The following is a 24,994-nucleotide window of genomic DNA, read 5'->3' on the forward strand; positions in this document are numbered from 1 at the left end:
CATGGCGAAGCGGGGCCAATGCCAAGTCTGCGCGCATCATGAGCGGGAGCGCATTGAATTTCTGCGCGCCGCCGGGGTAAGCTTTGAGGATCTAGCAATAAAATTCAGCCTCCAAAGCAACGCCATCTGGCGGCACTGGCACAAGCATGTCTCGCCGGAACTCAAGGGCCGCTTGCTCATGGGGCCGGCGCAGCTCGAGGAATTGCGCCTCAATGCAATCAAGGAGACAGGCAGCGTCCTCGACCACCTGTGCATCCTGCGGTCGGCGCTGATGGCCCAACTCAGCGTCACCGGGGAGAGTAATTCGCCGATGGCTTTGAGCCGTGTCGCCGATACGCTTCTGCGGGTCTTGACGGAAATCGGCAAGATCAATGGCGAGGTCTCGCGGCTCGCGCCGATCGTGAACATTCAGAACACAACAAACATACTCAATTCGCAGCCCATGGTCGAACTGCAGGGGGCGATCCTCACGGCCCTTGCACCGTTTCCTGAGGCGCGAAAGGCAGTCGTCGCGGCGCTGCGCGGGCTGGAGGCGCCCCAACCTTCATCCTCGGAGCCGCGGCGGCTGCCGGCACTGATCGAGGGCGAGTGCAGCAATGCTTGATGGTGCGGCGATCTTCCGGCGCATGGCCGATGCGCTCGAACGGGATTGGCGGGCCATTGCGAGGCCCGAGCAATTGCCGCCGCATGGCGATTGGACAGTTTGGTTGATTAAGGCCGGGCGCGGCTGGGGCAAGACGCGGACGGGCGCGGAATGGGTCCGCTCGATGGTCGAGGCCGGCGCTCGGCGCATTGCTCTGATCGGGCCGACGACAGCGGACGTTCGGAAGACCATGATCGAAGGCGAGTCAGGGTTGCTGGCGATTTCGCCCGAATGGAACCGCCCGAATTATGAACCGTCGAACCGGCAATTGACATGGCCGAACGGCGCGATTGCGACGACATACAGTGCAGAAGAGCCGGAACGCTTGCGAGGCCCGCAGCACGATGCAGCGTGGTGCTGGATTGGCGGCACGAAGGTGTCAACGCCAAACGGTGATTGCTCAATTGAAAATATTCGTCCCGGCGATTTGGTATTAACCAGATCCGGACCATCGCGAGTTGTTGCCGTCAAATCTCACCTCGACCAAATTGGCGAGATGACGATCGGCAATGCAATTCTCACCGGCACTGCAGAGCATCCGATCTACCTAAATGGGGAGTGGATCAGAGCGGATCGAGCCAAGATTGGGGACACTGCATGTGTAATCAATGTGTCGAATGGAACGGGAAGTTCTGGCATCGATATGGTAATGATCGTGGCTCTTATTACGAGCGTACAGATAAGTCGGTTCGGCCTAAAACTCGCCGGCTGCATCGCGAAATGTGGATCGATACTTTTGGGGCTATTCCAGCCGGATACGAGGTCCACCACAGAGATGGCGACAAATCTCACAACGCCATCGATAATTTCGAGCTGCTCACAAAGAGCGGGCATCGTAAGCATCACTTTTGCGCGATGCCAATTCCGGCCAAGGATTGGACGAAGCCACCAACAATCCGGCTATGCTGTTCAGCATGTAATACACAAATTATGCGGCGTCGCAGAACAGTGCACCCACTATGTGAGAAATGTTTGGCGAGAACTGTGGAACTGCGGCGGCGCAACAAGCTCGTTAGATATTGCGAGCAATGCGGAGAATGTTTCCAAACTCGTTCCGCCCACTTCTGCAGCCAGCGTTGTGTCAACCTGGCAACCCGCGGGGGAACAAGAAGTATTTTGCCTGACAGTCGAAGGCGCGCATGAATATTTTGCAAACGGGATTCTCGTTCACAACTGTGATGAATTGGCGGCATGGCGCAATGCTCAGGAAACCTGGGATCAAATGTTGTTCGGCCTTCGCCTGGGCATGGATCCGCGCATTTGCGTGACGACGACGCCGAAGCCGACGAAGCTTGTCCGCAACCTTCTCTCGCGCGTCGGCAAGGATGTCGTTTTAACGGGCGGCTCGACTTTCGAGAACAGGGAGAACCTGGCGCCACCGTTCCTTAATGCCATCGTTGGCCGCTATGCGGGCACGCGGCTCGGCCGGCAGGAGTTGGAAGCCGAACTTCTTGAGGACACGCCTGGCGCGCTCTGGAGCCTTGCCATGATCGAGGCGGCGCGCATCGAGCCGCGCGAACTGCCGCTCATGCGGCGCGTCGTGGTGGCGATTGATCCAGCGGTCACGGCCAATGAGGATTCTGACGAAACCGGCATCATCGTCGCAGGCCTTGGCCAGGATGGACACGGCTATGTGCTGGAGGATGCGTCCGGCAAGATGACGCCGACAGAATGGGCGCGCAGGGCGGTGTCTCTGTATCATCGCTACCGGGCCGACCGGGTGATTGCGGAAGTGAACCAGGGCGGCGCTCTGGTCGAGAATACCTTGCGCGTGATCGATGAGAATGTAGCTTTCCGGGCGGTGCATGCGACGAAGGGCAAGATCCTGCGCGCCGAACCTGTTTCCGCTCTGTATGAGCAAGGCCGCGTACATCATGCCGGTACGTTTCCCGAGCTTGAAGACCAGATGGTAACATTCGCCGGCGGCTCTGCGGATTCGCCCGACAGACTCGACGCCTGCGCTTATGCGCTTACGGATTTGATGGTGGGCATCGCCGATGGAACGGGCATCATCGAGTTCTACCGGCGCCAGGCCGAAGGGCAAGCGAAGGATGGGCTCGCATTCGGTTATTCGATCGGCGCGCAGGAAGGAACTCGCGACGTTGCGCTTTATGCGCCTGCCGGGCTGTTCGGGATCGTTACAGGCGGCGCAACTGGTCGGCCTTATCAAATCGATCCAGATGGCATCGTGACCGTCGCGGCTGAGGATGTGGCGCTCATGCAGCGCGCAGGATTCCGCAAAGTTGAAGGAGCATCATCATGAGCAGGGTGAAAATGCGCGCGCCGGCCGGCATGACCGGCGGGATCAATGGACTGCCTGGCGTGTATATTGTTGATGGAATGATCGAAGTCGAACAATCAGCCGTGGCATCATTACAGAAATCGGGCTTCACGGTGCATGTCGATGGCTCTCTTGAAAGCGCCACGACTGTTGCCGATCTCATTCCGGTCATTCAATCGCTGCAGGCGGATAATGCTGCCATCAAGGCGGAAAATGAATCTCTGCGGAAGATCGTGAATGAAATCGTGACGCGCGCCAGCAGTGCCATGAAGGTGGCATTCGGCTGAATGGCATCTCTTCCACCGCGGGCAACAAAAAAGGGGCGATAAAGCCCCTTTTTGATATGCCTGAGCCAGGATGCAACCCCTGGATCACTTTCTGACCATTTCAGGCGTGGCGGTCAGCAGTTCCGCCCTCAGCAGGCACAACGGCAACATAATCCCCCTTTCATCCATCAACAAGACGGAATCCCCATGGTGCGACGCGGCAGGCCGAGAAAAGCTGGACCGAGAGAAGCGAACGGCCAATTGCAGCGGCCGAGCACGATCGAGCGAAGGGAGCGCGCGGCGAGAGAAGCCGAATGCGTGATGGCGGTTGCTCTGAGGCAGCCGCACCGGCGCGGCGATTGTGACCAGGCCCTTGGCGATGCCCTCGGGCGTTTCGTGCGCGCCCATGGCCTGCGGCAAGAATTGATCGATGCCGGCGAAACCTATGCCCGCCTTCTACGGCGATGGCGGCTCGAGAACGCTGTTCCTCTTTTTGAGAATCGCACTTCCCACGGTCCCGCACCCGATCCATTGAGCCGCGGGGAGAACGATGACCTGCGGCGCCAGGTGGTTGCGATGGAAATGGCGATGCACCGCGCTGGACCCGATGCCCTGGCTGCCGTCAAGCGGCTCGCGGTCGAAGGGAAAGACATCGACGGCTCGCAGGTCAGAGCGGCGATGGATGGCTTGATGGCGCTGGCCACGCATTTGAGGATGGTGCGAGCACAAGCGTAAAAAAGAAAACCTACGCCAACGAATAGAAGCAAGATCAGGCATAAGTTCTGATTGATTCAAGATAGCGTATATGTTCAGCGGGAGATGAACATATTAAGATGAAGGCTCATGCGGAAATAAGGTGACACCTATTTCTCGAGTGCTGCGGCAGACACGACGAGATGCAAGGGGGTCTCAGGACCCGCCTTTACCAAAGATAAATTTCTTACTTGGACTATGCCGGAAGGGCTAGCCTCGGCCGGATTAGGCCCCGCTATCAATGCAGCAAACCCAAATTCAATAGAGACCGTCCAATTGCCCTCTGAAATTCCTTGCTCTTTAAGTAGAGCGGTGATCACTTCTTGTAATGAAAACTGATAAGCGGTTGGTTCAGCCATTGCAGACTTCCGCGTAATTTTCACATTGCGCTATTGGTTGCGGGGAAGTAGGCGATGTGGCGCGTACAAAACCCCTAATTTCTGTTAAATACTTTGTGCTAGCTTCATAGCTGGGCGTTACGCTTACGGTCCGTGTGACCTGTTGTGGATTGTGAACTGTCCATACTGCCGTTGCAGCTGCACGCGTTGCCATTTCTGCGTAGACACTCGCAGACGAAAGCAAACAGATGACATATTGATTGAGGCTAACTTCTTGCAATTTCGCCTGTCCAGCTAATCTAGCGTGCAGATCTTTCGGCATTCGAAGAAGCAGCTTACCGCTGTATTCAGCAGGACTCGGTGCAGGAGAGGGCGGAGGAATGGGATTTCCTGCCTCATTAGCTGCCTGAACCCAAGCCTCCATCGCATCCTTAAGCTCTACCAGCGCCTCAGCACGATTCGCTCCCCATGCGGAACATCCGGGAAGGTCTGGGGCGAGCGCAATGAATCCCTCATCGTCGTCGCTCCAAAACACTTGGGAGGGGTAGCGATCCAGATTATTCATCGTCTTCATCCTCCGGGATGATCCCATAGCCATATTTATCAATAAAACCAATTAACTGCATCGCTTGATAAGGAAGAATCTTCCCGTTGCGATTCTGGAAATTTAGCGAGTATGGTTCGCCGGGCCTTTGAAAAACGCAATGGCTCCCTTTACCGCCCTTCCCGATAAAACCAAGGCGTTCCGCGATTTTCAACGCATCCTCAAACCGAACATCCTTCGGATTGTTCCGGATGGACGCTATTAGCTTAGAGAGCTTACTCAAGGCTTGATACTATATGTAGTAGCAGATGGACATGCGAAAATATGGGCATATGAGGAAATGCTGAGCATGATAGGGCATTTTTCTATATACCTCTGACCAAAAGGCAGTTTTGAATCGTATCAGTGGCCTTGCCGTTATCGAAGCCACCCATTTCTAAAATCTATGCGTGAAATTCTTCACGCAGACCATATAACAGTTGTCGCTTAAAATGCCGATGCACGTCGTCCCATCGTGACTCAAGTCATCAAAATCGCGGAAAAGATCCTACAAACTAATGCGCATCTAGTGCAGGCCTGGGCGAGCGGAACGGTAAAATGCCTTACCCTTTTAGGTAAAACTCACTTCCCGTCCTTCCGCATCTGCACACCAAGCCCACCGCCATTCCCCGTGATGAACTCCACACCGGCGGATCAATCGGTTCCCTCTGGCGCCCATCGGATTAACAATCGCACGCCAAGCCAGAGGGTGAATTCCACACCAATGCATAGGCCAAAGAGTGCTGCAGAAATGAATTCTAACAAAGCTGACGGGTCCCTGTTCGGCAATTTCAGGAGCGCCCAGAAGGCGACATAGAAAACTGTCAGGGTGACTGCCCCACCAGCAACCAGCGTGGCCGCGGTGCCAATGACCACTTTCCCGATGATCAAGAAAATTCTGACCGCTTGATTCACCGCTTCCGCTGCCTCACCCCTGCACCCTACTATCGCCGTTGTACTTTCTGAGTCCAATCGCTTTGAAAAACCAAAATGTGAATGCCAGACCGGCGAAGGCTCCCATGGGTGCAGCGGACATCATCGCGAATATAATCGGAACCCCTTCTGCGATGCTCAAGTCATTGATGGCTTTCAATTCTGGCAGCGTAAACCAGCTTGCGATCAGGAATGCTATCGCCGCGAAAATCGTCGCGCCGATCAGGGCGGCAACAATCCAGAGACCCATCAGTGCCGTGCTTTTCCCGATTCTCGCAGCGATCGTTGATAATCGGTTCACTTCCCTGTCCTCAACCTCATGCCCAGGCCCCCGCCGCTACCGGCTTGGATTACCGTTCCCTGGACCATGTCGAGCGTCGAAATCGCCGAGCTGTGCGCGAAGCGGCACGGGGATGTGATCCGCTATATTAAAAAGATGTGCCTCGACCTCTATAGCGTCGATATTTCCAAAAAAGATGACGCAGATTTTCGTTATCAAGGAATTTCAATGGCTTACGATGATCACGGCTATATTGAGCATGTCGATCTCGACCGGGCAAATTCCTACACTCCGGTGACCGGATCAGTGGTTCGCCGCAAGCGGGTGATCGATCGCTGGATGCTCAGGGAATCACTTGGTCAAGCCAGTCTGTAAAGCTTTCAGAACAAAAGGAAAAATTCAACTGTTGGCATATGTCAACGGTTGGGGCCGACGGCAAATCTCGCGAAATGCTCTGCATGCCGGTCGAGAAGCTTCCGTTCTACCAACAGGTAGAAAATGCCATTGAATTAGTCACTCTGCCGGGTCGTGGTGATGTTTTTCCTGCCGCTCACTGATCAGCACAAATCCCCAGGCTGTCCCGAGAGCTATGGCCGGGACGATGATAAACGCGACGATCCAAAGCCCTGTCATTTAACCAATATCGTGACGAACAAGCCAATAGACACAGGCCGTAACGACTAGGCCGGCAATCGGAACGAACAATAATGCAGCGATTTGCGAGGCGGTCATGGGATCAATCCTTTAAGGATTTTCCTTGCAACAAAATGAATGGCGATGCTCGATATAAGAGCAATCCCGGCAATTGCGAATGATACCACATGGCTTGACCCATCCCAATTGCTGAAATTTGTGACGGCTGGAGCCAGGACGCCCACGCCAAATATGGCGACGGCGATTCCGTTGAGATAGGTCGCGGTCAGCTTTGTCCGTTCATTCTGAATCAGGCTCATTTCCCCTTCCGCAGCCTGACGCCTGGGCCTTCCCCATTTTCCTCGACGAAGATCACGCCGGCGGATTCGAGAGCCTGACGGATGGCGGCGACATTATTCATCATACCAGCGGCTGGGCCTGGACTGCTTTCCATCCTTCGTAACGTGGCGATTGAGATGCTGGCTGATTTCGCGAGCTGATCTTGCCCCATTCCCAAAAGTGCCCTTGCCGCAGCAATCTGCCTTCCGGAAATGTGAGTGATTTCGCTCATACTGATTGATACCTATTGACATGCGCGCGGGATGAGCGAAATATATCACTATACGCGAAACCAATCAAACCGGAAAACCCAATGCCGAAACCCACCATTCCGGCAAACACTCGAACTTTGCCGTCTTCCTGCCGGTCTATTCCTGCCCGGAATTCAGCCCGTTCCCAGGCCGAAGAACTTGAGGCTCTGGCGCGTGAGATGCGCGCGGCGACCTATGCCACAGCGGCGCGCATCGAAGCTCTCCGGCAGAAGGAGGCGCAGCATTGAGTACGTCACGCCGCTTATTCCAATGTCGGGGTGCCCAGGCCATCGTCTCGGCTCTGCCGGGCCTTCCCACGATTATCCGCTCATGGCTGGCCCGCGGTTGCTTCGCGCTTGCCGCAGGCTTCGCCGAACTGGGGCTGATTCTCAACCGCCGACCAAAGAGGAAAAACACCAATGTTTGATGACCTGCCGAACCATCTCGATCCGCATCATACGATCAACATGGTGCTCGGTCTTGCCCGATCGGGCGAGCTTGCCGCGCGCCGGATGGCCGAAGGGGATGGCTGCGACGACTATAATGCGCGCGCCATGGAAGCGATCTTCGACGCCATCCAGATGCACCTGCTGCCGATCAGCAGACACTTCGAAGAGCAAGAGAAGCAAGCCGACGCCGCCATCCAGGGGAACACTTCGCAATGAGCTTCCAGGCCGTCGTCACGGCGATGTTGAAGGAGGGATGCACCGCCGAGCAGCAAGCCCCGGCGGTCATTGCCGTAGAGCAAGCGGAAGAACGCGCCAAGGAAACACGGCGGGAGAAGGAAGCCGAGAAAAAGCGGCTTCAACGTGCCCGGGCCAAGGGTCTGTCTGACAATGGATGCCGCCCATGAGTCTCGACATTATCGCCAAAGCCTTGCTTGAGAAGGGATGCACGGCCGAACAGATCGTTGCGGCGGTGCAGGCATCTGTTCAGGCAGAAGAACGTGCAAAAGCCGAGCGCAGGGCCAAATGGGCTGAGGCAAAAAGGCGCCAGCGCGCGCGGGCTAATGAAATGTCTTCATTTGTCTCGAGGACTCTTGAAGACCCTTCCCCTGATAAAGAAAGGTCCCCCACACCCCCTAAAGAAAATAACCCTAACCAATCCCCCTCTCTCCCGACGCGCCTGCCGGCGGATTTCGAACCTTCCGGGGAGGACCGGGCTTTCGGCGCGGCCGAGGGCCTGACCAAAGCCGAGATCGGCCGGGCCGTCGAGGACATGCGACTTTGGGCAGCCGAGGCCGTTGGCGAAAAAGCTCTGCGGCAGGACTGGCACGCCACAGCCAGGCGGTTCATGCGCCGCGATGCCGACGCCAAGCGCGCTGGTAGGCTCAAGGGGTTCGAGAAGGGCGCAAAGCGGCTCGATTTCCGGCCGCCAAGGGAAACGCCCGCAAAGGACGCCACGCCGCTCGTTCACGTCAAACGCGACTCACCGCAGGGGGAAGCCTGGGCGGCATGGTGGCGGACGACGAAGGGCGGATCACCGCCAATAGATCGGGCTGGCGGCTGGCACTTTCCGAGCGAATGGCCGCCGGGTGATTCCAGAACTGTGCGGCAGACTGTCGCATCTTCGGGGTAAATCCGTCACTAGGAGGCTTTTACCCCTATGTTACCCGGCAGAAATTTGGTTTGCTGCAGAACTTCAAGAAATCCTGTCTAACTATTTGATTTATTTGGTGAGCGCGATGGGATTCGAACCCATGACCCTCTGATTAAAAGTCAGATGCTCTACCGACTGAGCTACGCGCTCCCGTGAAGCCAGCCTCACGGATGTGTTGGAAGTAAACGGATCATTGCCCAGGGTCAATAGAGGAATGGCAGATCCACGTGTTTCGCACGTGCCACTTGCGCTTTATTGCTCGTAATATGCAAGTACGACGACGATCGCGAAAACGATACAGGTGACAAACGTGGTCCAGGCGATTTTAGACCAGAAGTGCAAAGCGACCGGCGCTCCCGGATCCGTCCCCGGTACCACCTCGCCTGTTTCATGCTGTGAGCGGATTCCGAACGGCAGAACCGCAAACAGGACAATAAACCAGGTGGTAAAAAAAATCGCGCAAGCAGTTGGTATCGGAAAGGGAAGCTGCATAAATCACCAAAGCAGAATCAGGTGAGAAAGGAACATGGAACGGGGTGGAACTCTTCCTCTCGGAAATATTTTCTCATGGGACCCACCCTGCTCTATCGTCAAACGCCTTAAGCCAGTCACCTTAGGTACTGGGGTCTGTGCCAGCAAGAAGGTGCGGAATATTCCTGTTGCCCAGTGATCACAGAATATGAATTTCCATTTCCAGCCTATTGTGCAGCGCGAAAAGGATTGCCACGAGTTCATTATGGCAGGATTATGATAATTCATTCTGCCTTTTCTTCTTTATTCGCTTTGGCGAAATCTATCCTGGAGGTGGTCGCATGGATCGCTTTCGTTCAGCCCTTGGCGGGGCCGCCATAATACTGCTTTCGTCCACCTGCGTCTCGACCGCGCAGGCTAATGACCATGATGATTATGAGCTCACGGCCCAACCTGCTCCCTCGGGAACCTATGCCAATCCCGGCATGGAGGGCCGTCCCCAGGCCGTCGCACCGGCGCGGGAAACTGTCTCTTATTCAACACATTATTCGCCAGGAACGATCGTTATTTCAACGGATCAACGTCGCCTCTATTACGTCCTTCCGAACAACCAGGCCATTCGCTACGGCATTGGAGTAGGTAGGCCAGGGTTTGAATGGCACGGCGTCAAGAAAGTCGCGATGAAACGGGAATGGCCGTCCTGGTCCCCACCAGCACAAATGCTGCGCCGGCGTCCGGATTTGCCCCGCCATATGGCTGGAGGGCCGGAGAATCCGCTCGGCGCACGCGCCCTTTACCTTGGCGGCTCCCTATACCGCATCCATGGATCCAACGAACCGGAGACAATTGGACAAGCGGTGTCGTCGGGATGCATTCGCATGACGAATGAGGATGTGACCGATTTATATGATCGCGTTAAAGTAGGGACGCGTGTCATCGTCGAATAAGGACGATCCCGGCTTTTGGGAGGTTCGCTCTGCAATAGGGTGAGACGAAGACCGATGAGTTCCCAGTTGCAGCCCTATGAGACCTGGAAATAAATAAGGATAAATCAGTCCCTTACTGATTTATCCTGAAAGTCTCATTGGATGTTCAGAATACCGAACAAGTCGCGGCGGCCAACTAGAGCATTTTGCATTGCCGTTGAATGTCTTCGTGATCCCATAGCCTTGAAAACACTCTAGTTTTTTTAGTGAAGCGTTTCTGGATATATCCGAAACGCTCTAGGAGCTTCGTAAATCTTTGCTGCAATCAGGGCAGGCTTTAAGCGATCGGGCTCAAAGCTGGCCCGGCCTATCGCGCGAGAGGCCCTTGGCCGCGAGTTCTCCGAGATAGAAATTCCACTTTTCCTCATGCTGGCTGCCAAGCTCATGGAGGAAAGTCCATGAATAGATGCCCGTGGAATGCATGTCGTCGAAGGTCAGGCGCACCGCATAAGTGCCAACCGGTTCGACGCCTATAATGCGGCATTTCTCCTTGCCGCCCACGGTCACGCGCTCCTCGGGACTATGACCCTGAACTTCCGCACTTGGGCTCATCACCCGAAGATATTCGGCCGAAAGATCATAAGCATCGCCATTGTCGAATGCCACCGACAAGGTCTTGCCACTATCCTTGAGCCGAATTTCAGTCGGCCATTGTCCACCTTGATCCATCATGGGTTCAACCTCGGCCTTCCGCTTCCATTTCCATTCTTCTGCAGCCGTGTCGCTGGAGCATTAAAGTCGATACAAGTTCATCGTTTGATGCATGTTGGCCTATCAAACTGACCTTTCAGCACCTGCTACACCGCGAAATCATCGCCCGATCCAGCTTCGTATTTTAAAACCAAATCAACGAGCTGACGACTTATCATCCTCATTTACAAAACAAAATTCCTGAACACGTCTTCGTTAGGCTCTTATGTGGTCCGATCGGTTGGATTATATGGTGAGCCATGACGCTTCTGATGCCGAACGACGCAAAATCCGAACCAGAGCTTTCCCAAACGGGCCTACCTACGGAACAGCGGAAACCGCTCATCGATCCGTTCGGAAGACGTGTGAGCTATGTGCGTCTTTCGGTCACCGACCGATGCGACATGCGCTGCACCTATTGCATGGCGGAGGAAATGCAATTCCTGCCACGCGCAGAGCTTCTGACACTGGAAGAACTTAACCGGCTTTGTACGGCCTTGATAGAGCGCGGCGTCGAAATCTTGCGGATCACGGGCGGAGAACCCTTGATCAGGCAAAATATCATGAGTCTTTTCAAGGCTCTTTCCAGACATCTCTCGACGGGTGCGTTGCGGGAATTGACTTTGACCACCAACGGGTCACAGCTCGCCCGTTTCGCCAGCCCACTCGCCGATTGCGGCGTCCGCCGTATTAATGTGTCGCTTGATTCGCTCAACGCCGACAAATATCACGCCATCACGCGCTTCGGCCATCACGCTGAAGTGCTTGCCGGAATTGAAGCTGCCCGTAAGGCAGGTCTCAAGATCAAAATCAATATGGTTGCCTTGCGCGGTGTCAATGACGATGAAATCGTCCCCATGCTCGAATGGGCACATGGCTATGGCATGGATCTGACTTTGATCGAGGTGATGCCGATGGGCACAATCGGTGCGGACCGGGCGGATCAATATCTACCACTCACACAGGTTCGGTCCGATCTCGAAAGCCGTTACACTTTAAAGACCAGCAGCCATAAAACCGGCGGTCCTGCCCGTTATGCCGAGGTCCAGGAGACCGGTGGGCGCATCGGCTTCATCACACCTTTGACCCATAATTTCTGCGAGGGCTGCAACCGTGTCCGCGTGACCTGCAAAGGTACGCTTTTCATGTGTCTCGGGCAGGAAGATGCAGCCGACCTGCGCGCACCTCTGCGGGCTTCAACTTCCGATGATCTGCTCCATCAGACCCTTGATGAGGCCATTTTGCGCAAACCCAAAGGCCACGATTTCGATATTGGACGGCACCATGCACACCCCGCCGTCCCGCGTCATATGAGCATGACCGGCGGCTAGAGCGTTTCGACTTATCCGAAAACGCTCTACTCAGAAATCGAGAATATTTTCAAGACCATGGAATCGCAAAGCGATTCAACATTATCGGAAATGCTCTAAAGGATCGAGGCGGAGAGCGCAGACAGCGGTTGCCGCTTTCACGGCCAGCCACCCGCCCTACCCGATCATTCAATCACGATTTTCGGCGCGACGCGCTGCTGGCCCTTTTCGAGCATTTCTTTAATCTGACCTGCTATATCCATGTAAATCTTGGCATAAGCACTGTCAGGTTCAGAAATGACCACGGGCTTTCCGGAATCCGCGCGCTCACGAATCGTCATATGCAGCGGAACCTCTCCCAGAAAGGGTACGCCAAGACGCTCGGCTTCGGCCCGCGCGCCGCCATGGGCGAAAATATCCGACCGGCCGCCGCAATGCGGGCACAGGAAATAACTCATATTCTCGACAATGCCGAGCACAGGCACATCAACCTTGTTGAACATGGTGATGCCGCGCCGCGCGTCGATGAGTGCAAGGTCCTGAGGCGTGGAAACCACGACCGCCCCAGCCAGCGGGACATTCTGCGCCAGCGTCAATTGGGCGTCGCCAGTGCCGGGCGGCATATCGACGACGAGGCAATCGAGTTCACCCCAAGCCACATCGCGCAGCAATTGTTGCACGGCCGCCATCACCATGGGGCCGCGCCAAATCATCGGATCTTCTTCATCGACCATAAAGCCAATGGAGATCGCCTTGACCCCGAAAGCCTCCAGAGGCTTCATGAAGCGGCCTTCCGATTCCGGCTGGCCGCTGAGGCCGAGCAGACGCGGCAAAGAGGGGCCGTAAATATCCGCGTCGAGAATGCCGATTTTCCACCCGAGCTTGGACAAAGCGAGAGCAAGATTGACCGAGGTCGTCGACTTGCCGACGCCGCCCTTGCCGGAGGAAACGGCGATGACACGGGCAATACCGGGAATGGCGATGCTGCGCGGCGCCTGCGGCTTCGGAGGAGCCGGCGGCGGCGCGGCTGGTTTTTCGGCGGTCAGGCTGACCAAGGCATTGGCGACCCCGGACAGTTTCCGCACCGCGGTTTCCGCAGCCACTCGCATGGGCTCGGCGGTCGCAGCCTGTTGCGGATCGATCGCGATGGAAAGATAGACTTTATCGTCCTTGATCGAAAGGCCGGCGATCGCGCCTGATTGCGGCAGCGGTGTCTTCCCATCAGGCCCGGCGACCGTGCCGAGCGCGCCGAGAACATCTTGCTCGCTGACCATATGACTCGCTCCTGTCGAGGTCCATTTCGCTTCGCCGGCTGCTTCTAAGGATCACAACCGCCAGAAGCAGATATTCCACTTCCATAAGCCTGCAACACCAGCGCGCGCCCGAGGCTTATAGGCGTCCGTTCCCATTGCTTCAACAGCGATCGAAACATCCTTGAACGACACGATCATAGCAAGAGCCACGCCATAGATAGGCACGCAAAGGCCGTCGCACACCGCATCGAACCTCCACGCTTTGCTTCCTAATTCAACGAAATTATATGGAGTTACAAAATATTTTTAAAGGATTTTTGGAAAAAACAAGAGCAAACTTCCAAACGTCTCGAGTTTAATCCTAAAGCAAGGCGATCCTCTTTGTGCATTTCTCTCCGGGATTGCCCGAAACCGATCGAGATTTTGTTTGCGATAGGGCTCCAACACCTCGTATCAACGAGAAATCTTCAAGCGTGAGGCCTTGCGCTCCTTGCCCAATATTCAAGCACAAGCTAGACAGAAACGGCATTCTCCTCGTTTCCGGCGTTCGCAATGACCGACGCCTTTCTCACCGCCGTCTGCCTCATGAAGCATATGAAGGAACGGGACAAATCAGCGTTTTGGCAGGTCGCAGCGGCGATTTTCTTTGTCTTCGGCCTTTTTGTAGCGGTTGGAATGGCCCGAGCCGAAGACAATATTCCGGACGTGATCCGCATCGCCAGTGAAGGTGCCCGGCCCCCCTACAATTACCTCGAGAACAACGATCTCGCCGGTTTCGAGATCGAGCTTGGCCGCGAGCTCTGCGCGCGCATGAATGTCACCTGCACCTTTGTCACGCAGGATTGGGACAATCTCATTCCCGGCCTTCTCGATCATCACTATGATGCGATCATGGCAGCGCTGAACATAACCGAAGAAAACCGGGAAAAACTCGCCTTCAGCACGCCCTATGTTCGGATGCCGCTTGCATTCCTTGGTCGCCGCGACGAACCGATCGCTGGCGTGAGCGCCGAGGCACTCGCCGGCAAGAAAATCGGCGTTATCGCCAATACAGCCTTTGAGGCCTATGCCGAGGACCACTTCCCCAAGGCACAAATTCAAAACTATGCGAGCCTGGAAGAAGCCATTCTCGATCTTGGCGAGAAACGCGTCGACCTCGTTCTCGCCGAGAAGGCCGATCTCAATGATTTCCGGACAAACCGGCGCGAAGCGCAAAATACCGTCATCATTGGGGATTTACCGCGCGATCCAGCCTATTTCGGCGAAGGAATTGGCATCGGGTTGCGCAAGGGCGACACCGCCTTGAAAGCCAAATTCGATCAGGCGCTTGAGGAAATCCGTAAGGATGGAACGTTCCGCAAGATCCGCGAACGTTTCTTTCCTTATGAGATAGAATAATTTGGCGGCAACCTGCCTCTCAACCGGCCGCCGCAGCGGGCATAGCACAAGAGGCAAAGCCCGAGCGCCGGCCAGCCAACTGGGCCGAGTCTTGCTCGCCAAACGGTTCACGAACGGGATGCTTTGAGGATCTTCAATGGCAAAAGTCGCCTTCCTTGGTCTTGGCGTCATGGGCTATCCCATGGCTGGGCATCTCGCGAAAAATGGGCATGAGGTCAAAGTCTATAATCGCACCAAGACCAAGGCCGAGAAATGGGTCGCGCAATTCGGCGGTCAGGCCTCCGACACGCCGGCTGCGGCGGCGGAAGGCCGCGACATCGTCTTCGCCTGCGTTGGTAATGATGACGACGTGCGCTCGGTGACCCTTGGCGAGACTGGTGCCCTCGCCACGCTCCCTTCAGGAGCTGTTTTTGTCGATCACACGACGGCCTCCGCGGCCCTAGCCCGCGAGCTTGCCGCCAAGGCTGCGGAAAAAGGTCAACATTTCCTCGATGCTCCCGTTTCAGGCGGTCAGGCGGGGGCAGAAAACGGCGTCCTGACGGTCATGTGCGGCGGTGATGAAACTGCCTATCACATCGCTGAACCCATTATCGGCGCCTATGCCAAATCCTGCCGTCTGATGGGACCCGCCGGCGCTGGCCAGTTGACCAAAATGGTCAATCAAATCTGCATCGCCGGCCTGGTTCAGGCGCTTTCCGAAGGGTTGCATTTTGCCCGATGCGCCGGACTCGATGGCGCGGCGGTGATCGAAGTCATTTCCAAGGGCGCGGCGCAATCCTGGCAGATGGAAAACCGCTATAAAACCATGCTCGAAAACAAGTTCGACTTCGGTTTCGCAGTCGAATGGATGCGCAAGGATCTCTCTATCTGTCTCGACGAAGCCCGCCGCAACGGCGCAAGCCTGCCGGTCGCCGCTCTCGTCGATCAATTTTATGCGGAAGTGGAAAAACTCGGCGGGGCGCGGTGGGATACCTCAAGCCTGATCGCCCGGTTGCAACCAAAGAGTGTCTGATCGGAAATTCCGGTCAAGTTCTTCCGGCGACGATCCCGCTAAAAGGCGGCGGTGCGGGCGTCTGCGATAGAATCGGAGCTGCCCGATACGGCACCAGGCCGAAAATGCTCCGTTTTGAGTTCAAACGCTCTAAAGGCCGGTTGGATAGGTTTCCTCAAGTTCTCCGGCATCCCATTCCGATGTCCGTTCCAGCGGCTCGACCGCTCGGGTCTCGTCGAAATGCAGCACCGCGTCGAATTGCGCCGCGAGATTGGCATGGAAATAATGACTGGCCCTCTCCGTCTCGGGCCGATAGATGACGCCGATCGCTCGCTCCAGCAGTTGTCGCGGGAGACTTTCGCCGTCCTCCCGCAGATCGAGAGCGAAACGATCGCAAGAGATCGCATGGAACAAGGCCTCGTAACTTCCCGGCAAGGCGGCGAGGACATTCTTGCGATCCGCCCGGCCGCCCCAGTCTGACGCGGCGGTCACCGTGCCACGATGCGTGCTGAAGCCGATGAGAAAAGCCTCTCGTCCGTGTGTTTCGCGGATGAGTTGCCCCAGATTGAGCTCTCCCTGTCGGCTTCGATCTGTCGCCCGCGCATCGCCGAGATGGGAATTATGCGCCCAGACGACGATTTTCGCCGGTCGGTCGCGCCGAGTAAGGTGCGTCGCGAGCGCTTCGAATGTCTCCGCCATATGCCGATCGCGCAGGTTCCAGGTTGATTCGACCACCAGGAACATCGCGCGATAATAGGCCTCCGCGTTCTTGACCAGGCGGGCATTCTGCTGTGCCGCGAAGAGTTCGTCTTCGCGAACGTCTCCTTCCGACTCGGCCGTCAGGGGGCGCCGTTTCAGCATCTCCACCAATTGCGTCACCACGGCATCCTCGCAGGATTTCGCAATTTTGTTGCCCGCGACGAAGCCGTAGACTTGCGGATCCGGTCCGAAATGGTCGAAACAGGCATAGCGGTGGCGCGCCGCCTCCGCCGCGCCAGGATCGACCTTTTTGAGATAATGCAGCACCGCTTTCATCGCGCCGTGCAAGGCATAGAGGTCGAGCCCATAAAACCCGGTCTTCGGCTGCCCCTGGCCGAGCGTTTCGTTATGCCGGCGCAGCCATTCGACAAAATCGACAACGACCCGGTTTCGCCACATCCATGTCGGGAAACGCCGGAAGTCCGTCAGCGCCTCTTCGGCGTCCAAATCCTCGCTCACATTCTGGACATAGCGATTGACCCGATAGGCATCCGGCCAGTCGGCCTCGACCGCGACGCCAGCGAAACCCTTCTCCTCAATCAGCCGCCGCGTGATCCGCGCGCGCTCTTCATAGAACTCATGCGTGCCATGCGAAGCTTCGCCGATCAGCACGAAACGCGCCTCACCGATCGCCTCCAGAAGCCGGTCATAGTCCTCATTGCCCCCGGAGAGCCGGACGATGCGTTTGCGCAGCGCACTCGCGGCCTTATGTTCGGCCGAATCCTCTTTCGAGCCAAAAACCGGTCCAACCCGGGAATCGGAAGGAGTGGACGTGGTCCCTGAGGGCTTCGTAAGCGTCGACCCGGCGAGAAGCGTGCGGACCTCCTCATCGCTGGTCTGAGAAAAATCTTCATACCAGCGCCCGACGCCAAGGAGTGGCTGTGGCGTCGCCACACAGACAATTTCATCCGCGATCGCGCGCATCATCTCGCAAGTCTCGGGGCTGCCGACCGGGATGGCGACGACGATACGGGTCGGGTGGCCGTCCCGCAATGCCTTGATGGCAGCCGACATGGTGGATCCCGTCGCAAGGCCATCATCCACCAAAATTATGGTTCGCCCTTTCACCTTTAGCGGCGGGCGTCCGCCACGATAGAGGCGCTCGCGCCGCAGAAGTTCCTTCTCTTCCTTGGCCGTGACCGCATCGATGAGATGAGGCGGAATGGCAAGAGCCTGAACAATCTCATCGTTCAGGACGCGTACGCCGCCGGTTGCAACCGCCCCCATAGCCAGTTCTTCGTAACCTGGAACCCCGAGCTTGCGCACCACGAAGACATCGAGCGGCACTCCGAGAGCTCGTGCGACTTCGTAGCCAACAGGCACCCCACCCCGCGGCAGCGCCAATACGGTTACATCATCGCGCCGCGCATAATGGGTAAGCTTGCCGGCAAGGCGTCGTCCTGCCTCGCGGCGATCTGAAAAAACAATGGTCATGGCCTTGCGTCCGAATGCATGGGCTTCAAGCTTGCGCGAAGCCGCTTTGTCCAGCGCGATTGCAGCGGGACACCCGTCCTTGCGATGACAGATTTAGGCCCCGGAACCGACCCGCCGTCGCCACGATTTTGGAACTCACCTCGCGCTCTGGTGTTCCAAAATCGGTTTCAAAGAGAAGCAAGGGAGCAAGCCGATCATGGCATTCACGCTTGAAAGCCCAGCCTTCCACGATGGCGAAAAAATTCCGGACAAATATGCCCGCAAAGGGAGGAATCTGTCTCCTCCACTCATCTGGAAAGACGCCCCCCAAGGCACCAAGAGTTTTATCGTGGTCGTGGAGGATCCCGATGCCCCTTCCGGAATCTTCCGCCACTGGGGTGTCTATGACATCGACCCTGAGTGCGATGGCCTATTGGAAGGTGCCGTGAACGGTGAGGCCAAAAGCCTCGTTTATGGCATCAATGATTTCGGCAATTCGCATTATGACGGACCGCAGCCGCCAAAAGGCCACGGTATCCACCATTATCACTTCCGTCTCGCGGCTCTCGACGTCAAGGCGCTGCATTGCGGCAGGAATGCCAAAATCTCCGACCTTCTGGAACGGGCAAGGCCGCATATCATCGCAGAGACCGAACTCGTCGGAACCTATGAAAACCGGTGAAAGCATGCTTTCCGGAAGGCTTGGCGAAAGTCTCTACCCGGCTCCGCCTTCAGCTTGTCCGGCGAACCACGTCAGGGCGAAATAGAGACAAATCAGAATGCCGTTGACGACGATCCAGAGCGGCGAGAAAAACGGACGCACGAGCAGCGCCGTCGAAATTTGCGCCAGGGCGGCGAGGAGCCACAGCACCCCGCCCCATGGTGTCGCCAGCCAGAGGCCGACAGCCGCCACGAGATCAAAAACCGCGAAGAAGATGATTCCCGCGCCGGTGATCCAGTCCGTATGATTGAACAGCGGTTCCAGCGGCGTCAGGATAGTGACCCATTGCATAAGGCCCTGCGCCATCCAGATCATGGCGAGCAATCGCATGAAAATGACGAGTATCTTGCTCCACGGCGCGGCAAACGTCTCCGCGCCCGGTCTTTCAGTGAGCGAGATCGCAGCCTCGCTGTTGAATGAGCGCATGAGAACGCCCTGTTGCAACAAACGCGCGCGACGACGGAAAACCAGCCATTTCATCGTGCGATCAGGCCGTCCGAACAAAGTTCAAATCGGCCTCACCCGCCGGTAATGGCGCGAAAAAGGGTTCGATATCGGCGGGTTTCACGGCCTCGATCTCCTTGAAGCTCCACTTCGGCTTATGATCTTTGTCGACAAGGACCGCGCGGACCCCTTCACGGAAATCGGGGCTCTGCAGAATATGGCTCACGACACGAAATTCCGTGCGCAAAGCATCTTCGAGATCGAGCTTGCTGCCCATTTGCACGAGTTTGAGAGCCAGATTCACACTGAGCGGTGACCGTGTGCAAATGAGATCATAGGTCTCCATGGCAAAACCAAGCCCGCCATAGCCCGCTTCGTCGATTTCTTCGAGAACGGCAGATACTGTCGCAGCGCCGAAACAGCCATCGACGAAATGTTTCAGCTTGGCGAGTTCCGGTTCTGGCGGCGTGGCGGCCAGACCAGCGATTGCGGCCCCCGCTTCCTCGCCAGACGCAAGCTTGGCGATCAGGGCCTCATGCTGCGCCACCGGGATGAAAGCCGTGGCAATGCCAAATGCGACGCCGTCGCCGCATTTAAGCCGGGCTCCTGTCATCGCAAGATAGGCGCCGAGTTTTCCCGGCAGACGCGGTAGAAAATAGGTCGCGCCGACATCGGGAATGAATCCAATGGCGGTTTCCGGCATGGCGAAAAGAAAATTCTCTCCCGCAACCCGGTGCGGTCCGTGTACGGATATGCCCGCGCCGCCACCCATGACGATGCCTTCGAGCAGGGAGACATAAGGCTTGGGAAAACGGGCGATACGTTGATTGAGCTGATATTCCTGGCGGAAAAATTCCATTTGCTGGGCATAATTGCCGGCGCTGCCTAGCTCATAGATGAATTTCATATCGCCGCCGGCGCAAAAAGCCTTGCCGCCCGCGCCTCTCACCAGCACCGTCTTGACGCCAGGCTCCTTTTCCAACTGGTCGAGCGCCGCGTTGAAAGCGAGAATCGTTTCCGTATCGAGCGCGTTCAGCGCCTTCGGCCGGTTCAAAGTGATGATGCCGCAGGCACCTTGTTGTTCAGTCAGGATAACAGGATCGCTCATAATGCCTCCACTCGCCGCGCATTATGAGCAAAATCTTCGCCGTGGAAATGGTCTGTCGCACTGGAAGCCGCTTTTCCGGTGGCATTCCAGTACTCATACGACGGGACACGCGCCGATCGTCTATTTCGCACAGGCCTGCTGCGGCAGAAGCTCGAGGCTCGACAAATCCCCGCCGAGGACGAAATCGCCATAATCCAGCCGAAGCGCACGCGAAATGCCGTTTTCATAAAGGTCGAAAGACAAAGTATAGAGCGGACTCTCGTCCTTCTGCGCATTCTCGAAATAGGCGATCGTGACGGGCCAGCGCCGCAACCCTTCAAGTGCCGGAAGCTTGATCGCCGTTTCTTGAGCGGGTTTGCGGATCTCATCGCCGATAATCGTCGTGGTCTCAAACAGTTTGTCGCCCTTTTCCGAGCCGTCGTAGACCTTGACCTCGAGAATATGCTTGCCAGCTTTGGCCGAGGCCAGGATGCGGCGCAGATGCTCGGTGGGAAACACCGTATCGGCGGCGAGATCGAATTTGCTCTTCCTGGGCTTGGCGAGATCGACAAGAACCGGCCCGGAACCCGCCCGGCGTGCCGCCTTGCCATCGACCAGTTCTCCGGCGCCTTGGTCGTTCGACGTCTGAATCTTGAAGGTGAAATTACGGCCGTCGCCGTCTTCAAATGTGGCGGAGCGCATATCGGAGACGCGCACCGGCCCTTCCACCGGCTGCAGCTCGGTAAACTGACGGAAATTCTGAGCGTAACCTTCGCACGACGAACCGGAGAAATCGAAAGCAATCTGACCTTGAGCGGAAATCGGGCTTTTCGCTCCCGTGGAGCGCAACATGGTCAGATCGTAAACGGCGCGATGCGCAGCGAGAGGAATTTCCGCCGCGAGTTTCGTGATACCGTCACGCGTTTGTGGTTCCGAGGAAACATTGCTCTGATTGGGCGCAGCCGAAAGGCATAGAGGAGCCAGCGGCATTGCAGCACCCAAAAGGGCGGCCATCGCCTGTGCAAGCCAAGCGCGGTCGGAAGGTCGAGACATAGACTTTGCCTTTCTGGCAATGCCTGCCTCACGCAACATTTCCCGGATCCAGCAGGCGCATTTGACTTAATCCTTTTAGTGTATGATCCGGCCTGCGCCCTTGCAAGAATCCTCTGCACATAGATTCAAGGAATTTTCCCGCATGAATCAAATCGAAACCCGGCTGAAGGAAATGGGAATCACCTTGCCGACACCAGCCGCTCCGGTGGCCAATTACGTCCCCTTTGTCCTCACCAAATCGCTGTTGATCATTTCCGGCCAGGTCGCCTTTGGAGCCGACGGTGCGATCGCACCCGAACACAAGGGCAAAGTCGGCGGATCGGTCTCGCCGGAAGCGGGACAGGCGGCGGCGAAAGTCTGTGCCATCAATGTTCTGGCTCAGGCAAAGGCGGCGCTTGGCGATCTTGAACGCATCAAAGCCTGCCTGCGGCTCGGTGGCTTCATCAATGTGGCGCCGGGCTTTTCCGCCATTGCACCGGTCATGAACGGCGCTTCCGATCTCCTCGTCGATGTGCTTGGCCACAAGGGTCGCCACGCGCGTTCGACGATCGGCGTTGCCGAACTGCCGCTCGATTCCGCCGTTGAAGTCGAAGCCATGTTCGAGTTCGAATGATGCCCATGCGTGAGATGGCGCGTGAGAAAGTCGCTGTCCCCGCCTGGCTGACGGCGCAGCCGATCGCCCATCGCGGCCTGCATGACGAAACGTCAGGCCGCGTTGAAAATTCGCTGGCCGCGGCCAGGGCAGCAGTCGCTTGGGATTATGCCATAGAATGCGATATCCAGCTCAGTAGCGATGGCGAAGTGATCGTCTTTCATGATGTCCTGCTCGACCGCCTCACTTTCGCCGAGGGCAGGCTCGACCAGCGGTCACGCGCCGACCTCACGCATGTCGCTTTCCGCCACGGAAACGAAACCATCCCGGCGCTCGCCGACCTGCTTGCGGTCGTCGCTGGCAAGGTTCCGCTGATCGTCGAGCTCAAAAGCCTTTTTAACGGCGATACCCGCCTTGCCGACGCCGCCCTCACCTGCGTCGCTTCCTACGCGGGACCGCTTGCCTTCAAGAGTTTCGATCCTGATCTGCTTCGTCGTCTTCGCGACTGTAATGCAAGCCAGCCATTAGGGCTCGTTGCCGAGGCTCTCTACGCGCCCGCCGAATGGCCGGAATTGACGCCGGAGCGCCGAGCCGGCCTTTTGGCCTGGGAATTCTTCCCCGATATACGGCCGGATTTTCTGTCCTGGCACGTGAATGACCTTCCACATGCGGTCCCGCGGCTCTGCCGCGACGGGCTCCATATGCCGGTGATGAGCTGGACCGTGCGGACAGAGGCGCAAAAGGAACTCGCCACCCGCTATGCCGACCAGATCGTCTTCGAGGATTGCACCTCCTGACGGCCGAAAACAGAATGCCCGTTGAACCTTCGCCGCATCCATCCGTTCCTTGAACGGAGCCGCGGCACCGGGTTCACTCCATGAACTGTCGCCGACGTTCCTTCTTCTGTCTATGAACGAGGCCGCTATGGCGAGTGTCATCCAATATGTCCTTGAAAGGCTCAAGGCGATCGGAATTTCGGATGTCTTCGGTGTTCCGGGTGATTATTCCTTTCCGGTGAATGACGCCATTTGTAACGATCCAGATTTACAATGGATCGGCTGCTGCAACGAACTCAATGCCGCCTATGCCGCTGATGGATATGCCCGCCTCAAGGGTGCCGCCGCGCTTTGTACGACCTATGGTGTCGGAGAATTGAGTGCGCTGAACGGCATTGCCGGCTCCTATGCCGAACATCTGCCCGTGTTCCACCTCGTCGGCACACCGTCCATGGCCGTCCAGTCCGCACGCGCGCCGGTGCATCATACGCTCGGCAATGGCGAATATGATCTTTTTCGGCGTATGACCGAACCGGTCGTCTGCGCTTATGCGGTGATGACGCCGCAGAATGTCGCATTCGAGACGGAGCGGCTGATCGCCGAGGCACTGTATCACCGCCGCCCTGTCTATATGGCCTTTCCCGCCAATCTCGCCGATCAGCCGGTTCTCAGCGCCGCAGCACCGATCACCCTGCCGCACAGCGATCCGCAAACACTCGCACAAGCGACGGATGCTATTCTGACGGCCCTCGCGGAAACGGATACAGCCTGCATCTTGCCGGGCAATCTCATTCACCGTTGTGGCTTGCAGACGGTGATGCAAAGTATCATCAACCACTCCGGCCTGCCCTTCGCGACCATGTTCATGGACAAATCCGTTCTCGATGAACATCACCCTTCCTTCGCCGGCATGTATGATGGCGCCTTGCTGAATGAAGACGTCCGCCAGTTCGTCGAAAATGCCGGCCGCATTCTCTCCATCGGCACACTCATGTCCGACCTCAATAGCGGCGCCTTCACCGCGCGTCTCGACCCGGAGAGGACGATCACCATCGCCCATCACGCGGTTTCCATGAATGGCAAGACCTATGCGAATGTCGAGATCGGCGATGTGCTGCAAGCTCTATCCGAACGGATCAAGCATCGCGACTGGCCCTGCATGAAGGCCCATGCTTTGGGCGAGGCCAAGGGCGCCGACAAGGATCCGATCGATGTCGACGCTCTTTATCCGCGCTGGCAAATTTTCCTGCAGCCTGAGGATATTGTCGTCGTCGAAACCGGAACGGCCTCAATGGGCCTCGCCTTCGCCCTGATGCCGAAAGGCGCCAATTTCTATAATCAGACGCTTTGGGGATCGATCGGCTGGGCGACGCCTGCCGCGCTCGGCGCCGCTGTTGCCGCCCCGCAGCGCCGCCTGGTTCTGATCACCGGCGAAGGCTCCCACCAGATGACGGCGCAGGAAATCAGCCTGTTTGGACGCCTCGGCCTCAAACCAATTATTTTCGTTCTGAACAATGACGGCTATCTGATCGAACGGCTGCTCTGCAAGGATCCCGAAATCGCCTACAATGACATTGCGCAATGGCGCTACAGCGAATTACCGCATGCACTTGGCTGCAACGATTGGTTCACCGCCAAAGTGACGACGTGCGGAGAGTTCGATGCGGCGCTCGCCAAGGCCGCACAGACGGATACCGGCGTCTATATCGAAGTCGTCACGGATAAATACACGGCCTCGCCCTTGGCGAGGAAACTTCATGAAAACATGAAGTCTCTTTACAAGGCCTGAGCCCCGCCTCGATCCTCACCACCATCGTGATGGTCATGCAGCCTTGTGTGGCTAGGGCCTGTTAGTTCTTGAATTATTCCCTATATCTGATTGATGAGCACGGACAAGAGCTTACAAGTCTTCACGGATGAAGCCTGGGCGATCTGGGAGCCTCTGATCCAGGCGGTACAGCCGCATGGTAAAACGCCTTTGCAGAACCTGCGTCGGACCATTACGGCGATCTTCTGGCGGCACACCAACGGTGCCAAATGGCGCAGCATTCCGCCGGAGCTTGGTCCGTGGTGGAAGGCGGCGCAGACATTCATCCGCTGGTCGAAGCTCGGGGTCTGGGAACGGCTGCTTGCCCTGGTCCAGAAGCAGAA

33 protein-coding genes, 1 tRNA gene and 2 pseudogenes are annotated in these 24,994 nt (G+C 56.9%); 21 read left to right on the top strand and 15 right to left on the bottom strand.

The window, feature by feature from the left end; all coding sequences use genetic code 11:
• Position 1: 1 nt before the first annotated feature.
• From DL88_RS12930 to DL88_RS12945, 6 genes and pseudogenes are all read left to right on the top strand, one after another.
• On the top strand, positions 2-604 hold the full coding sequence (locus DL88_RS12930; RefSeq protein ID WP_034996703.1) for a hypothetical protein: 603 nt from the start codon (positions 2-4) through the stop codon (positions 602-604).
• 22 nt (positions 605-626) lie between these two features.
• Positions 627-989: pseudogene (locus DL88_RS21060) on the top strand (terminase large subunit domain-containing protein); the annotation flags it as partial.
• Positions 990-1,363: 374 nt separating this feature from the next.
• Positions 1,364-1,786 (top strand): HNH endonuclease signature motif containing protein, encoded by a 423-nt coding sequence (locus tag DL88_RS21065; protein WP_370736395.1) that lies wholly within the window; start codon positions 1,364-1,366, stop codon positions 1,784-1,786.
• Positions 1,758-2,906: pseudogene (gene terL / locus DL88_RS21070) on the top strand (phage terminase large subunit); the annotation flags it as partial. The gene DL88_RS21065 and the pseudogene terL, both read left to right, overlap by 29 nt.
• Complete coding sequence (locus DL88_RS12940) at positions 2,903-3,211, top strand: hypothetical protein (RefSeq protein WP_034996709.1); 309 nt, start codon at positions 2,903-2,905, stop codon at positions 3,209-3,211. The pseudogene terL and the gene DL88_RS12940, both read left to right, overlap by 4 nt.
• A 300-nt stretch (positions 3,212-3,511) precedes the next feature.
• Positions 3,512-3,925 (top strand): hypothetical protein, encoded by a 414-nt coding sequence (locus DL88_RS12945; protein WP_210165313.1) that lies wholly within the window; start codon positions 3,512-3,514, stop codon positions 3,923-3,925.
• Positions 3,926-4,053: 128 nt separating this feature from the next.
• Here the strand turns inward: DL88_RS12945 and DL88_RS12950 are convergent, their stop codons facing one another.
• From DL88_RS12950 to DL88_RS12965, 5 genes are all read right to left on the bottom strand, one after another.
• A complete protein-coding gene (locus DL88_RS12950; protein WP_034996713.1) occupies positions 4,054-4,302 on the bottom strand; it encodes a hypothetical protein in 249 nt (82 codons plus the stop codon).
• Positions 4,295-4,846: a type II toxin-antitoxin system HicB family antitoxin gene (locus DL88_RS19940; RefSeq protein WP_169741574.1), complete on the bottom strand. Its 552-nt coding sequence runs from the start codon at positions 4,844-4,846 to the stop codon at positions 4,295-4,297. Before DL88_RS19940 ends, DL88_RS12950 begins: the two co-directional genes overlap by 8 nt.
• Positions 4,839-5,039 carry a type II toxin-antitoxin system HicA family toxin gene (locus DL88_RS12955; RefSeq protein WP_210165314.1) on the bottom strand — a complete coding sequence of 67 codons (201 nt, stop codon included), beginning with the start codon at positions 5,037-5,039 and terminating at the stop codon, positions 4,839-4,841. Before DL88_RS12955 ends, DL88_RS19940 begins: the two co-directional genes overlap by 8 nt.
• Before the next feature lie 479 nt (positions 5,040-5,518).
• Entirely contained in the window at positions 5,519-5,779 is a 261-nt protein-coding gene (locus DL88_RS12960; RefSeq protein ID WP_034996717.1) for a hypothetical protein, read from the bottom strand.
• A 13-nt stretch (positions 5,780-5,792) separates the two neighbouring features.
• Positions 5,793-6,098, bottom strand: a complete 306-nt coding sequence (locus tag DL88_RS12965) for a hypothetical protein (protein ID WP_156971092.1) — start codon at positions 6,096-6,098, stop codon at positions 5,793-5,795.
• Positions 6,099-6,164: 66 nt separating this feature from the next.
• Between DL88_RS12965 and DL88_RS12970 the strand changes: the two genes are divergently transcribed.
• Both DL88_RS12970 and DL88_RS21075 read left to right on the top strand, forming a co-directional pair.
• Positions 6,165-6,452: a Rha family transcriptional regulator gene (locus DL88_RS12970; RefSeq protein WP_034996721.1), complete on the top strand. Its 288-nt coding sequence runs from the start codon at positions 6,165-6,167 to the stop codon at positions 6,450-6,452.
• Entirely contained in the window at positions 6,428-6,634 is a 207-nt protein-coding gene (locus DL88_RS21075) for a phage antirepressor N-terminal domain-containing protein (RefSeq protein WP_370736396.1), read from the top strand. The genes DL88_RS12970 and DL88_RS21075 overlap by 25 nt, the downstream gene beginning before the upstream one ends.
• Positions 6,635-6,805: 171 nt before the next feature.
• Here DL88_RS21075 and DL88_RS12975 read toward each other — a convergent pair whose 3' ends face one another.
• Together DL88_RS12975 and DL88_RS21080 are read right to left on the bottom strand one after the other, a co-directional pair.
• Positions 6,806-7,030 (bottom strand): hypothetical protein, encoded by a 225-nt coding sequence (locus DL88_RS12975; protein ID WP_034996724.1) that lies wholly within the window; start codon positions 7,028-7,030, stop codon positions 6,806-6,808.
• Positions 7,027-7,164 carry a hypothetical protein gene (locus DL88_RS21080; protein WP_370736394.1) on the bottom strand — a complete coding sequence of 46 codons (138 nt, stop codon included), beginning with the start codon at positions 7,162-7,164 and terminating at the stop codon, positions 7,027-7,029. Before DL88_RS21080 ends, DL88_RS12975 begins: the two co-directional genes overlap by 4 nt.
• A gap of 198 nt (positions 7,165-7,362) precedes the next feature.
• Between DL88_RS21080 and DL88_RS12985 the strand changes: the two genes are divergently transcribed.
• From DL88_RS12985 to DL88_RS13000, 4 genes are all read left to right on the top strand, one after another.
• Complete coding sequence (locus DL88_RS12985) at positions 7,363-7,548, top strand: hypothetical protein (protein ID WP_034996730.1); 186 nt, start codon at positions 7,363-7,365, stop codon at positions 7,546-7,548.
• A gap of 171 nt (positions 7,549-7,719) precedes the next feature.
• Positions 7,720-7,965, top strand: a complete 246-nt coding sequence (locus DL88_RS12990; RefSeq protein ID WP_034996732.1) for a hypothetical protein — start codon at positions 7,720-7,722, stop codon at positions 7,963-7,965.
• Positions 7,962-8,153, top strand: a complete 192-nt coding sequence (locus DL88_RS12995) for a hypothetical protein (RefSeq protein WP_034996735.1) — start codon at positions 7,962-7,964, stop codon at positions 8,151-8,153. The genes DL88_RS12990 and DL88_RS12995 overlap by 4 nt, the downstream gene beginning before the upstream one ends.
• A complete protein-coding gene (locus DL88_RS13000; RefSeq protein ID WP_034996738.1) occupies positions 8,150-8,878 on the top strand; it encodes a hypothetical protein in 729 nt (242 codons plus the stop codon). The genes DL88_RS12995 and DL88_RS13000 overlap by 4 nt, the downstream gene beginning before the upstream one ends.
• Positions 8,879-8,973: 95 nt before the next feature.
• Here DL88_RS13000 and DL88_RS13005 read toward each other — a convergent pair.
• Both DL88_RS13005 and DL88_RS13010 read right to left on the bottom strand, forming a co-directional pair.
• Positions 8,974-9,049 (bottom strand) — tRNA-Lys (locus DL88_RS13005).
• 102 nt (positions 9,050-9,151) lie between these two features.
• Entirely contained in the window at positions 9,152-9,391 is a 240-nt protein-coding gene (locus DL88_RS13010) for a DUF1467 family protein (RefSeq protein ID WP_034996740.1), read from the bottom strand.
• 464 nt (positions 9,392-9,855) lie between these two features.
• Between DL88_RS13010 and DL88_RS13015 the strand changes: the two genes are divergently transcribed.
• A complete protein-coding gene (locus DL88_RS13015) occupies positions 9,856-10,317 on the top strand; it encodes a L,D-transpeptidase (protein ID WP_156971093.1) in 462 nt (153 codons plus the stop codon).
• Between the two features lie 330 nt (positions 10,318-10,647).
• On the opposite strand, the gene DL88_RS13020 is transcribed toward DL88_RS13015, so the two are convergent.
• Positions 10,648-11,028, bottom strand: coding sequence for a gamma-butyrobetaine hydroxylase family protein (locus DL88_RS13020; protein WP_034996742.1), 381 nt, complete (start codon positions 11,026-11,028; stop codon positions 10,648-10,650).
• Positions 11,029-11,306: 278 nt separating this feature from the next.
• Here DL88_RS13020 and moaA point away from each other — a divergent pair, with 278 nt between their 5' ends.
• Positions 11,307-12,377, top strand: a complete 1,071-nt coding sequence (moaA, locus tag DL88_RS13025) for a GTP 3',8-cyclase MoaA (RefSeq protein WP_084705172.1) — start codon at positions 11,307-11,309, stop codon at positions 12,375-12,377.
• Positions 12,378-12,541: 164 nt separating this feature from the next.
• On the opposite strand, the gene apbC is transcribed toward moaA, so the two are convergent.
• The gene (apbC, locus tag DL88_RS13030; RefSeq protein ID WP_034996744.1) at positions 12,542-13,630 is read right to left on the bottom strand and encodes an iron-sulfur cluster carrier protein ApbC; all 1,089 of its coding nucleotides are present in this window, start codon (positions 13,628-13,630) and stop codon (positions 12,542-12,544) included.
• Between the two features lie 531 nt (positions 13,631-14,161).
• On the opposite strand from apbC, the gene DL88_RS13035 reads away from it, so the two are divergent.
• Complete coding sequence (locus DL88_RS13035; protein ID WP_084705173.1) at positions 14,162-15,007, top strand: ABC transporter substrate-binding protein; 846 nt, start codon at positions 14,162-14,164, stop codon at positions 15,005-15,007.
• 136 nt (positions 15,008-15,143) lie between these two features.
• Positions 15,144-16,019 (top strand): NAD(P)-dependent oxidoreductase, encoded by an 876-nt coding sequence (locus DL88_RS13040; protein WP_034996747.1) that lies wholly within the window; start codon positions 15,144-15,146, stop codon positions 16,017-16,019.
• A 129-nt stretch (positions 16,020-16,148) separates the two neighbouring features.
• Here the strand turns inward: DL88_RS13040 and DL88_RS13045 are convergent, their stop codons facing one another.
• Positions 16,149-18,191, bottom strand: a complete 2,043-nt coding sequence (locus tag DL88_RS13045; RefSeq protein ID WP_034996750.1) for an erythromycin esterase family protein — start codon at positions 18,189-18,191, stop codon at positions 16,149-16,151.
• A gap of 196 nt (positions 18,192-18,387) precedes the next feature.
• Here DL88_RS13045 and DL88_RS13050 point away from each other — a divergent pair, with 196 nt between their 5' ends.
• A complete protein-coding gene (locus DL88_RS13050; protein WP_034996751.1) occupies positions 18,388-18,852 on the top strand; it encodes a YbhB/YbcL family Raf kinase inhibitor-like protein in 465 nt (154 codons plus the stop codon).
• 33 nt (positions 18,853-18,885) lie between these two features.
• Here the strand turns inward: DL88_RS13050 and DL88_RS13055 are convergent, their stop codons facing one another.
• From DL88_RS13055 to DL88_RS13065, 3 genes are all read right to left on the bottom strand, one after another.
• A complete protein-coding gene (locus tag DL88_RS13055) occupies positions 18,886-19,371 on the bottom strand; it encodes a DUF6163 family protein (RefSeq protein ID WP_245270834.1) in 486 nt (161 codons plus the stop codon).
• Positions 19,372-19,378: 7 nt separating this feature from the next.
• On the bottom strand, positions 19,379-20,443 hold the full coding sequence (locus DL88_RS13060) for an enoyl-CoA hydratase/isomerase family protein (RefSeq protein WP_034996753.1): 1,065 nt from the start codon (positions 20,441-20,443) through the stop codon (positions 19,379-19,381).
• A 120-nt stretch (positions 20,444-20,563) separates the two neighbouring features.
• Entirely contained in the window at positions 20,564-21,475 is a 912-nt protein-coding gene (locus DL88_RS13065) for a cell envelope integrity EipB family protein (RefSeq protein WP_051955958.1), read from the bottom strand.
• Positions 21,476-21,617: 142 nt separating this feature from the next.
• On the opposite strand from DL88_RS13065, the gene DL88_RS13070 reads away from it, so the two are divergent.
• The 4 genes from DL88_RS13070 to DL88_RS13085 form a co-directional block, all read left to right on the top strand.
• On the top strand, positions 21,618-22,088 hold the full coding sequence (locus DL88_RS13070) for a RidA family protein (RefSeq protein WP_034996800.1): 471 nt from the start codon (positions 21,618-21,620) through the stop codon (positions 22,086-22,088).
• Positions 22,085-22,864 (top strand): glycerophosphodiester phosphodiesterase family protein, encoded by a 780-nt coding sequence (locus tag DL88_RS13075; RefSeq protein ID WP_245270835.1) that lies wholly within the window; start codon positions 22,085-22,087, stop codon positions 22,862-22,864. Before DL88_RS13070 ends, DL88_RS13075 begins: the two co-directional genes overlap by 4 nt.
• A gap of 127 nt (positions 22,865-22,991) precedes the next feature.
• Complete coding sequence (locus tag DL88_RS13080; RefSeq protein ID WP_034996756.1) at positions 22,992-24,632, top strand: alpha-keto acid decarboxylase family protein; 1,641 nt, start codon at positions 22,992-22,994, stop codon at positions 24,630-24,632.
• Positions 24,633-24,725: 93 nt separating this feature from the next.
• Positions 24,726-24,994: transposase (locus DL88_RS13085; protein WP_034996757.1), on the top strand; the 269-nt coding region annotated here is incomplete at its 3' end.

It is taken from the genome of Beijerinckia mobilis, from assembly GCF_000745425.1.
In the GTDB taxonomy this organism is placed as follows: Bacteria; Pseudomonadota; Alphaproteobacteria; order Rhizobiales; family Beijerinckiaceae; genus Beijerinckia; species Beijerinckia mobilis.

Excerpts from the sequence above, each read along its gene's own strand:
- DL88_RS13080 (WP_034996756.1), top strand. The coding sequence starts at position 22,992 with ATGGCGAGTGTCATCCAATATGTCCTTGAAAGGCTCAAGGCGATCGGA.
- DL88_RS13060 (WP_034996753.1), bottom strand. The coding sequence starts at position 20,443 with ATGAGCGATCCTGTTATCCTGACTGAACAACAAGGTGCCTGCGGCATC.
- DL88_RS21065 (WP_370736395.1), top strand. The coding sequence starts at position 1,364 with ATGTGGATCGATACTTTTGGGGCTATTCCAGCCGGATACGAGGTCCAC.
- DL88_RS21080 (WP_370736394.1), bottom strand. The coding sequence starts at position 7,164 with ATGGAAAGCAGTCCAGGCCCAGCCGCTGGTATGATGAATAATGTCGCC.
- DL88_RS13055 (WP_245270834.1), bottom strand. The coding sequence starts at position 19,371 with ATGAAATGGCTGGTTTTCCGTCGTCGCGCGCGTTTGTTGCAACAGGGC.
- DL88_RS12930 (WP_034996703.1), top strand. The coding sequence starts at position 2 with ATGGCGAAGCGGGGCCAATGCCAAGTCTGCGCGCATCATGAGCGGGAG.
- DL88_RS12990 (WP_034996732.1), top strand. The coding sequence starts at position 7,720 with ATGTTTGATGACCTGCCGAACCATCTCGATCCGCATCATACGATCAAC.
- DL88_RS13000 (WP_034996738.1), top strand. The coding sequence starts at position 8,150 with ATGAGTCTCGACATTATCGCCAAAGCCTTGCTTGAGAAGGGATGCACG.
- DL88_RS13010 (WP_034996740.1), bottom strand. The coding sequence starts at position 9,391 with ATGCAGCTTCCCTTTCCGATACCAACTGCTTGCGCGATTTTTTTTACC.
- DL88_RS12950 (WP_034996713.1), bottom strand. The coding sequence starts at position 4,302 with ATGGCTGAACCAACCGCTTATCAGTTTTCATTACAAGAAGTGATCACC.
- DL88_RS13020 (WP_034996742.1), bottom strand. The coding sequence starts at position 11,028 with ATGATGGATCAAGGTGGACAATGGCCGACTGAAATTCGGCTCAAGGAT.
- DL88_RS12975 (WP_034996724.1), bottom strand. The coding sequence starts at position 7,030 with ATGAGCCTGATTCAGAATGAACGGACAAAGCTGACCGCGACCTATCTC.
- DL88_RS12945 (WP_210165313.1), top strand. The coding sequence starts at position 3,512 with ATGGCGGTTGCTCTGAGGCAGCCGCACCGGCGCGGCGATTGTGACCAG.
- DL88_RS13075 (WP_245270835.1), top strand. The coding sequence starts at position 22,085 with ATGATGCCCATGCGTGAGATGGCGCGTGAGAAAGTCGCTGTCCCCGCC.
- DL88_RS13045 (WP_034996750.1), bottom strand. The coding sequence starts at position 18,191 with ATGACCATTGTTTTTTCAGATCGCCGCGAGGCAGGACGACGCCTTGCC.
- DL88_RS19940 (WP_169741574.1), bottom strand. The coding sequence starts at position 4,846 with ATGAATAATCTGGATCGCTACCCCTCCCAAGTGTTTTGGAGCGACGAC.
- DL88_RS12995 (WP_034996735.1), top strand. The coding sequence starts at position 7,962 with ATGAGCTTCCAGGCCGTCGTCACGGCGATGTTGAAGGAGGGATGCACC.
- DL88_RS13040 (WP_034996747.1), top strand. The coding sequence starts at position 15,144 with ATGGCAAAAGTCGCCTTCCTTGGTCTTGGCGTCATGGGCTATCCCATG.
- DL88_RS13070 (WP_034996800.1), top strand. The coding sequence starts at position 21,618 with ATGAATCAAATCGAAACCCGGCTGAAGGAAATGGGAATCACCTTGCCG.
- DL88_RS13065 (WP_051955958.1), bottom strand. The coding sequence starts at position 21,475 with ATGTCTCGACCTTCCGACCGCGCTTGGCTTGCACAGGCGATGGCCGCC.
- DL88_RS12985 (WP_034996730.1), top strand. The coding sequence starts at position 7,363 with ATGCCGAAACCCACCATTCCGGCAAACACTCGAACTTTGCCGTCTTCC.
- DL88_RS13015 (WP_156971093.1), top strand. The coding sequence starts at position 9,856 with ATGGAGGGCCGTCCCCAGGCCGTCGCACCGGCGCGGGAAACTGTCTCT.
- moaA (WP_084705172.1), top strand. The coding sequence starts at position 11,307 with ATGACGCTTCTGATGCCGAACGACGCAAAATCCGAACCAGAGCTTTCC.
- DL88_RS12970 (WP_034996721.1), top strand. The coding sequence starts at position 6,165 with ATGTCGAGCGTCGAAATCGCCGAGCTGTGCGCGAAGCGGCACGGGGAT.
- DL88_RS13035 (WP_084705173.1), top strand. The coding sequence starts at position 14,162 with ATGACCGACGCCTTTCTCACCGCCGTCTGCCTCATGAAGCATATGAAG.
- DL88_RS12940 (WP_034996709.1), top strand. The coding sequence starts at position 2,903 with ATGAGCAGGGTGAAAATGCGCGCGCCGGCCGGCATGACCGGCGGGATC.
- apbC (WP_034996744.1), bottom strand. The coding sequence starts at position 13,630 with ATGGTCAGCGAGCAAGATGTTCTCGGCGCGCTCGGCACGGTCGCCGGG.
- DL88_RS13050 (WP_034996751.1), top strand. The coding sequence starts at position 18,388 with ATGGCATTCACGCTTGAAAGCCCAGCCTTCCACGATGGCGAAAAAATT.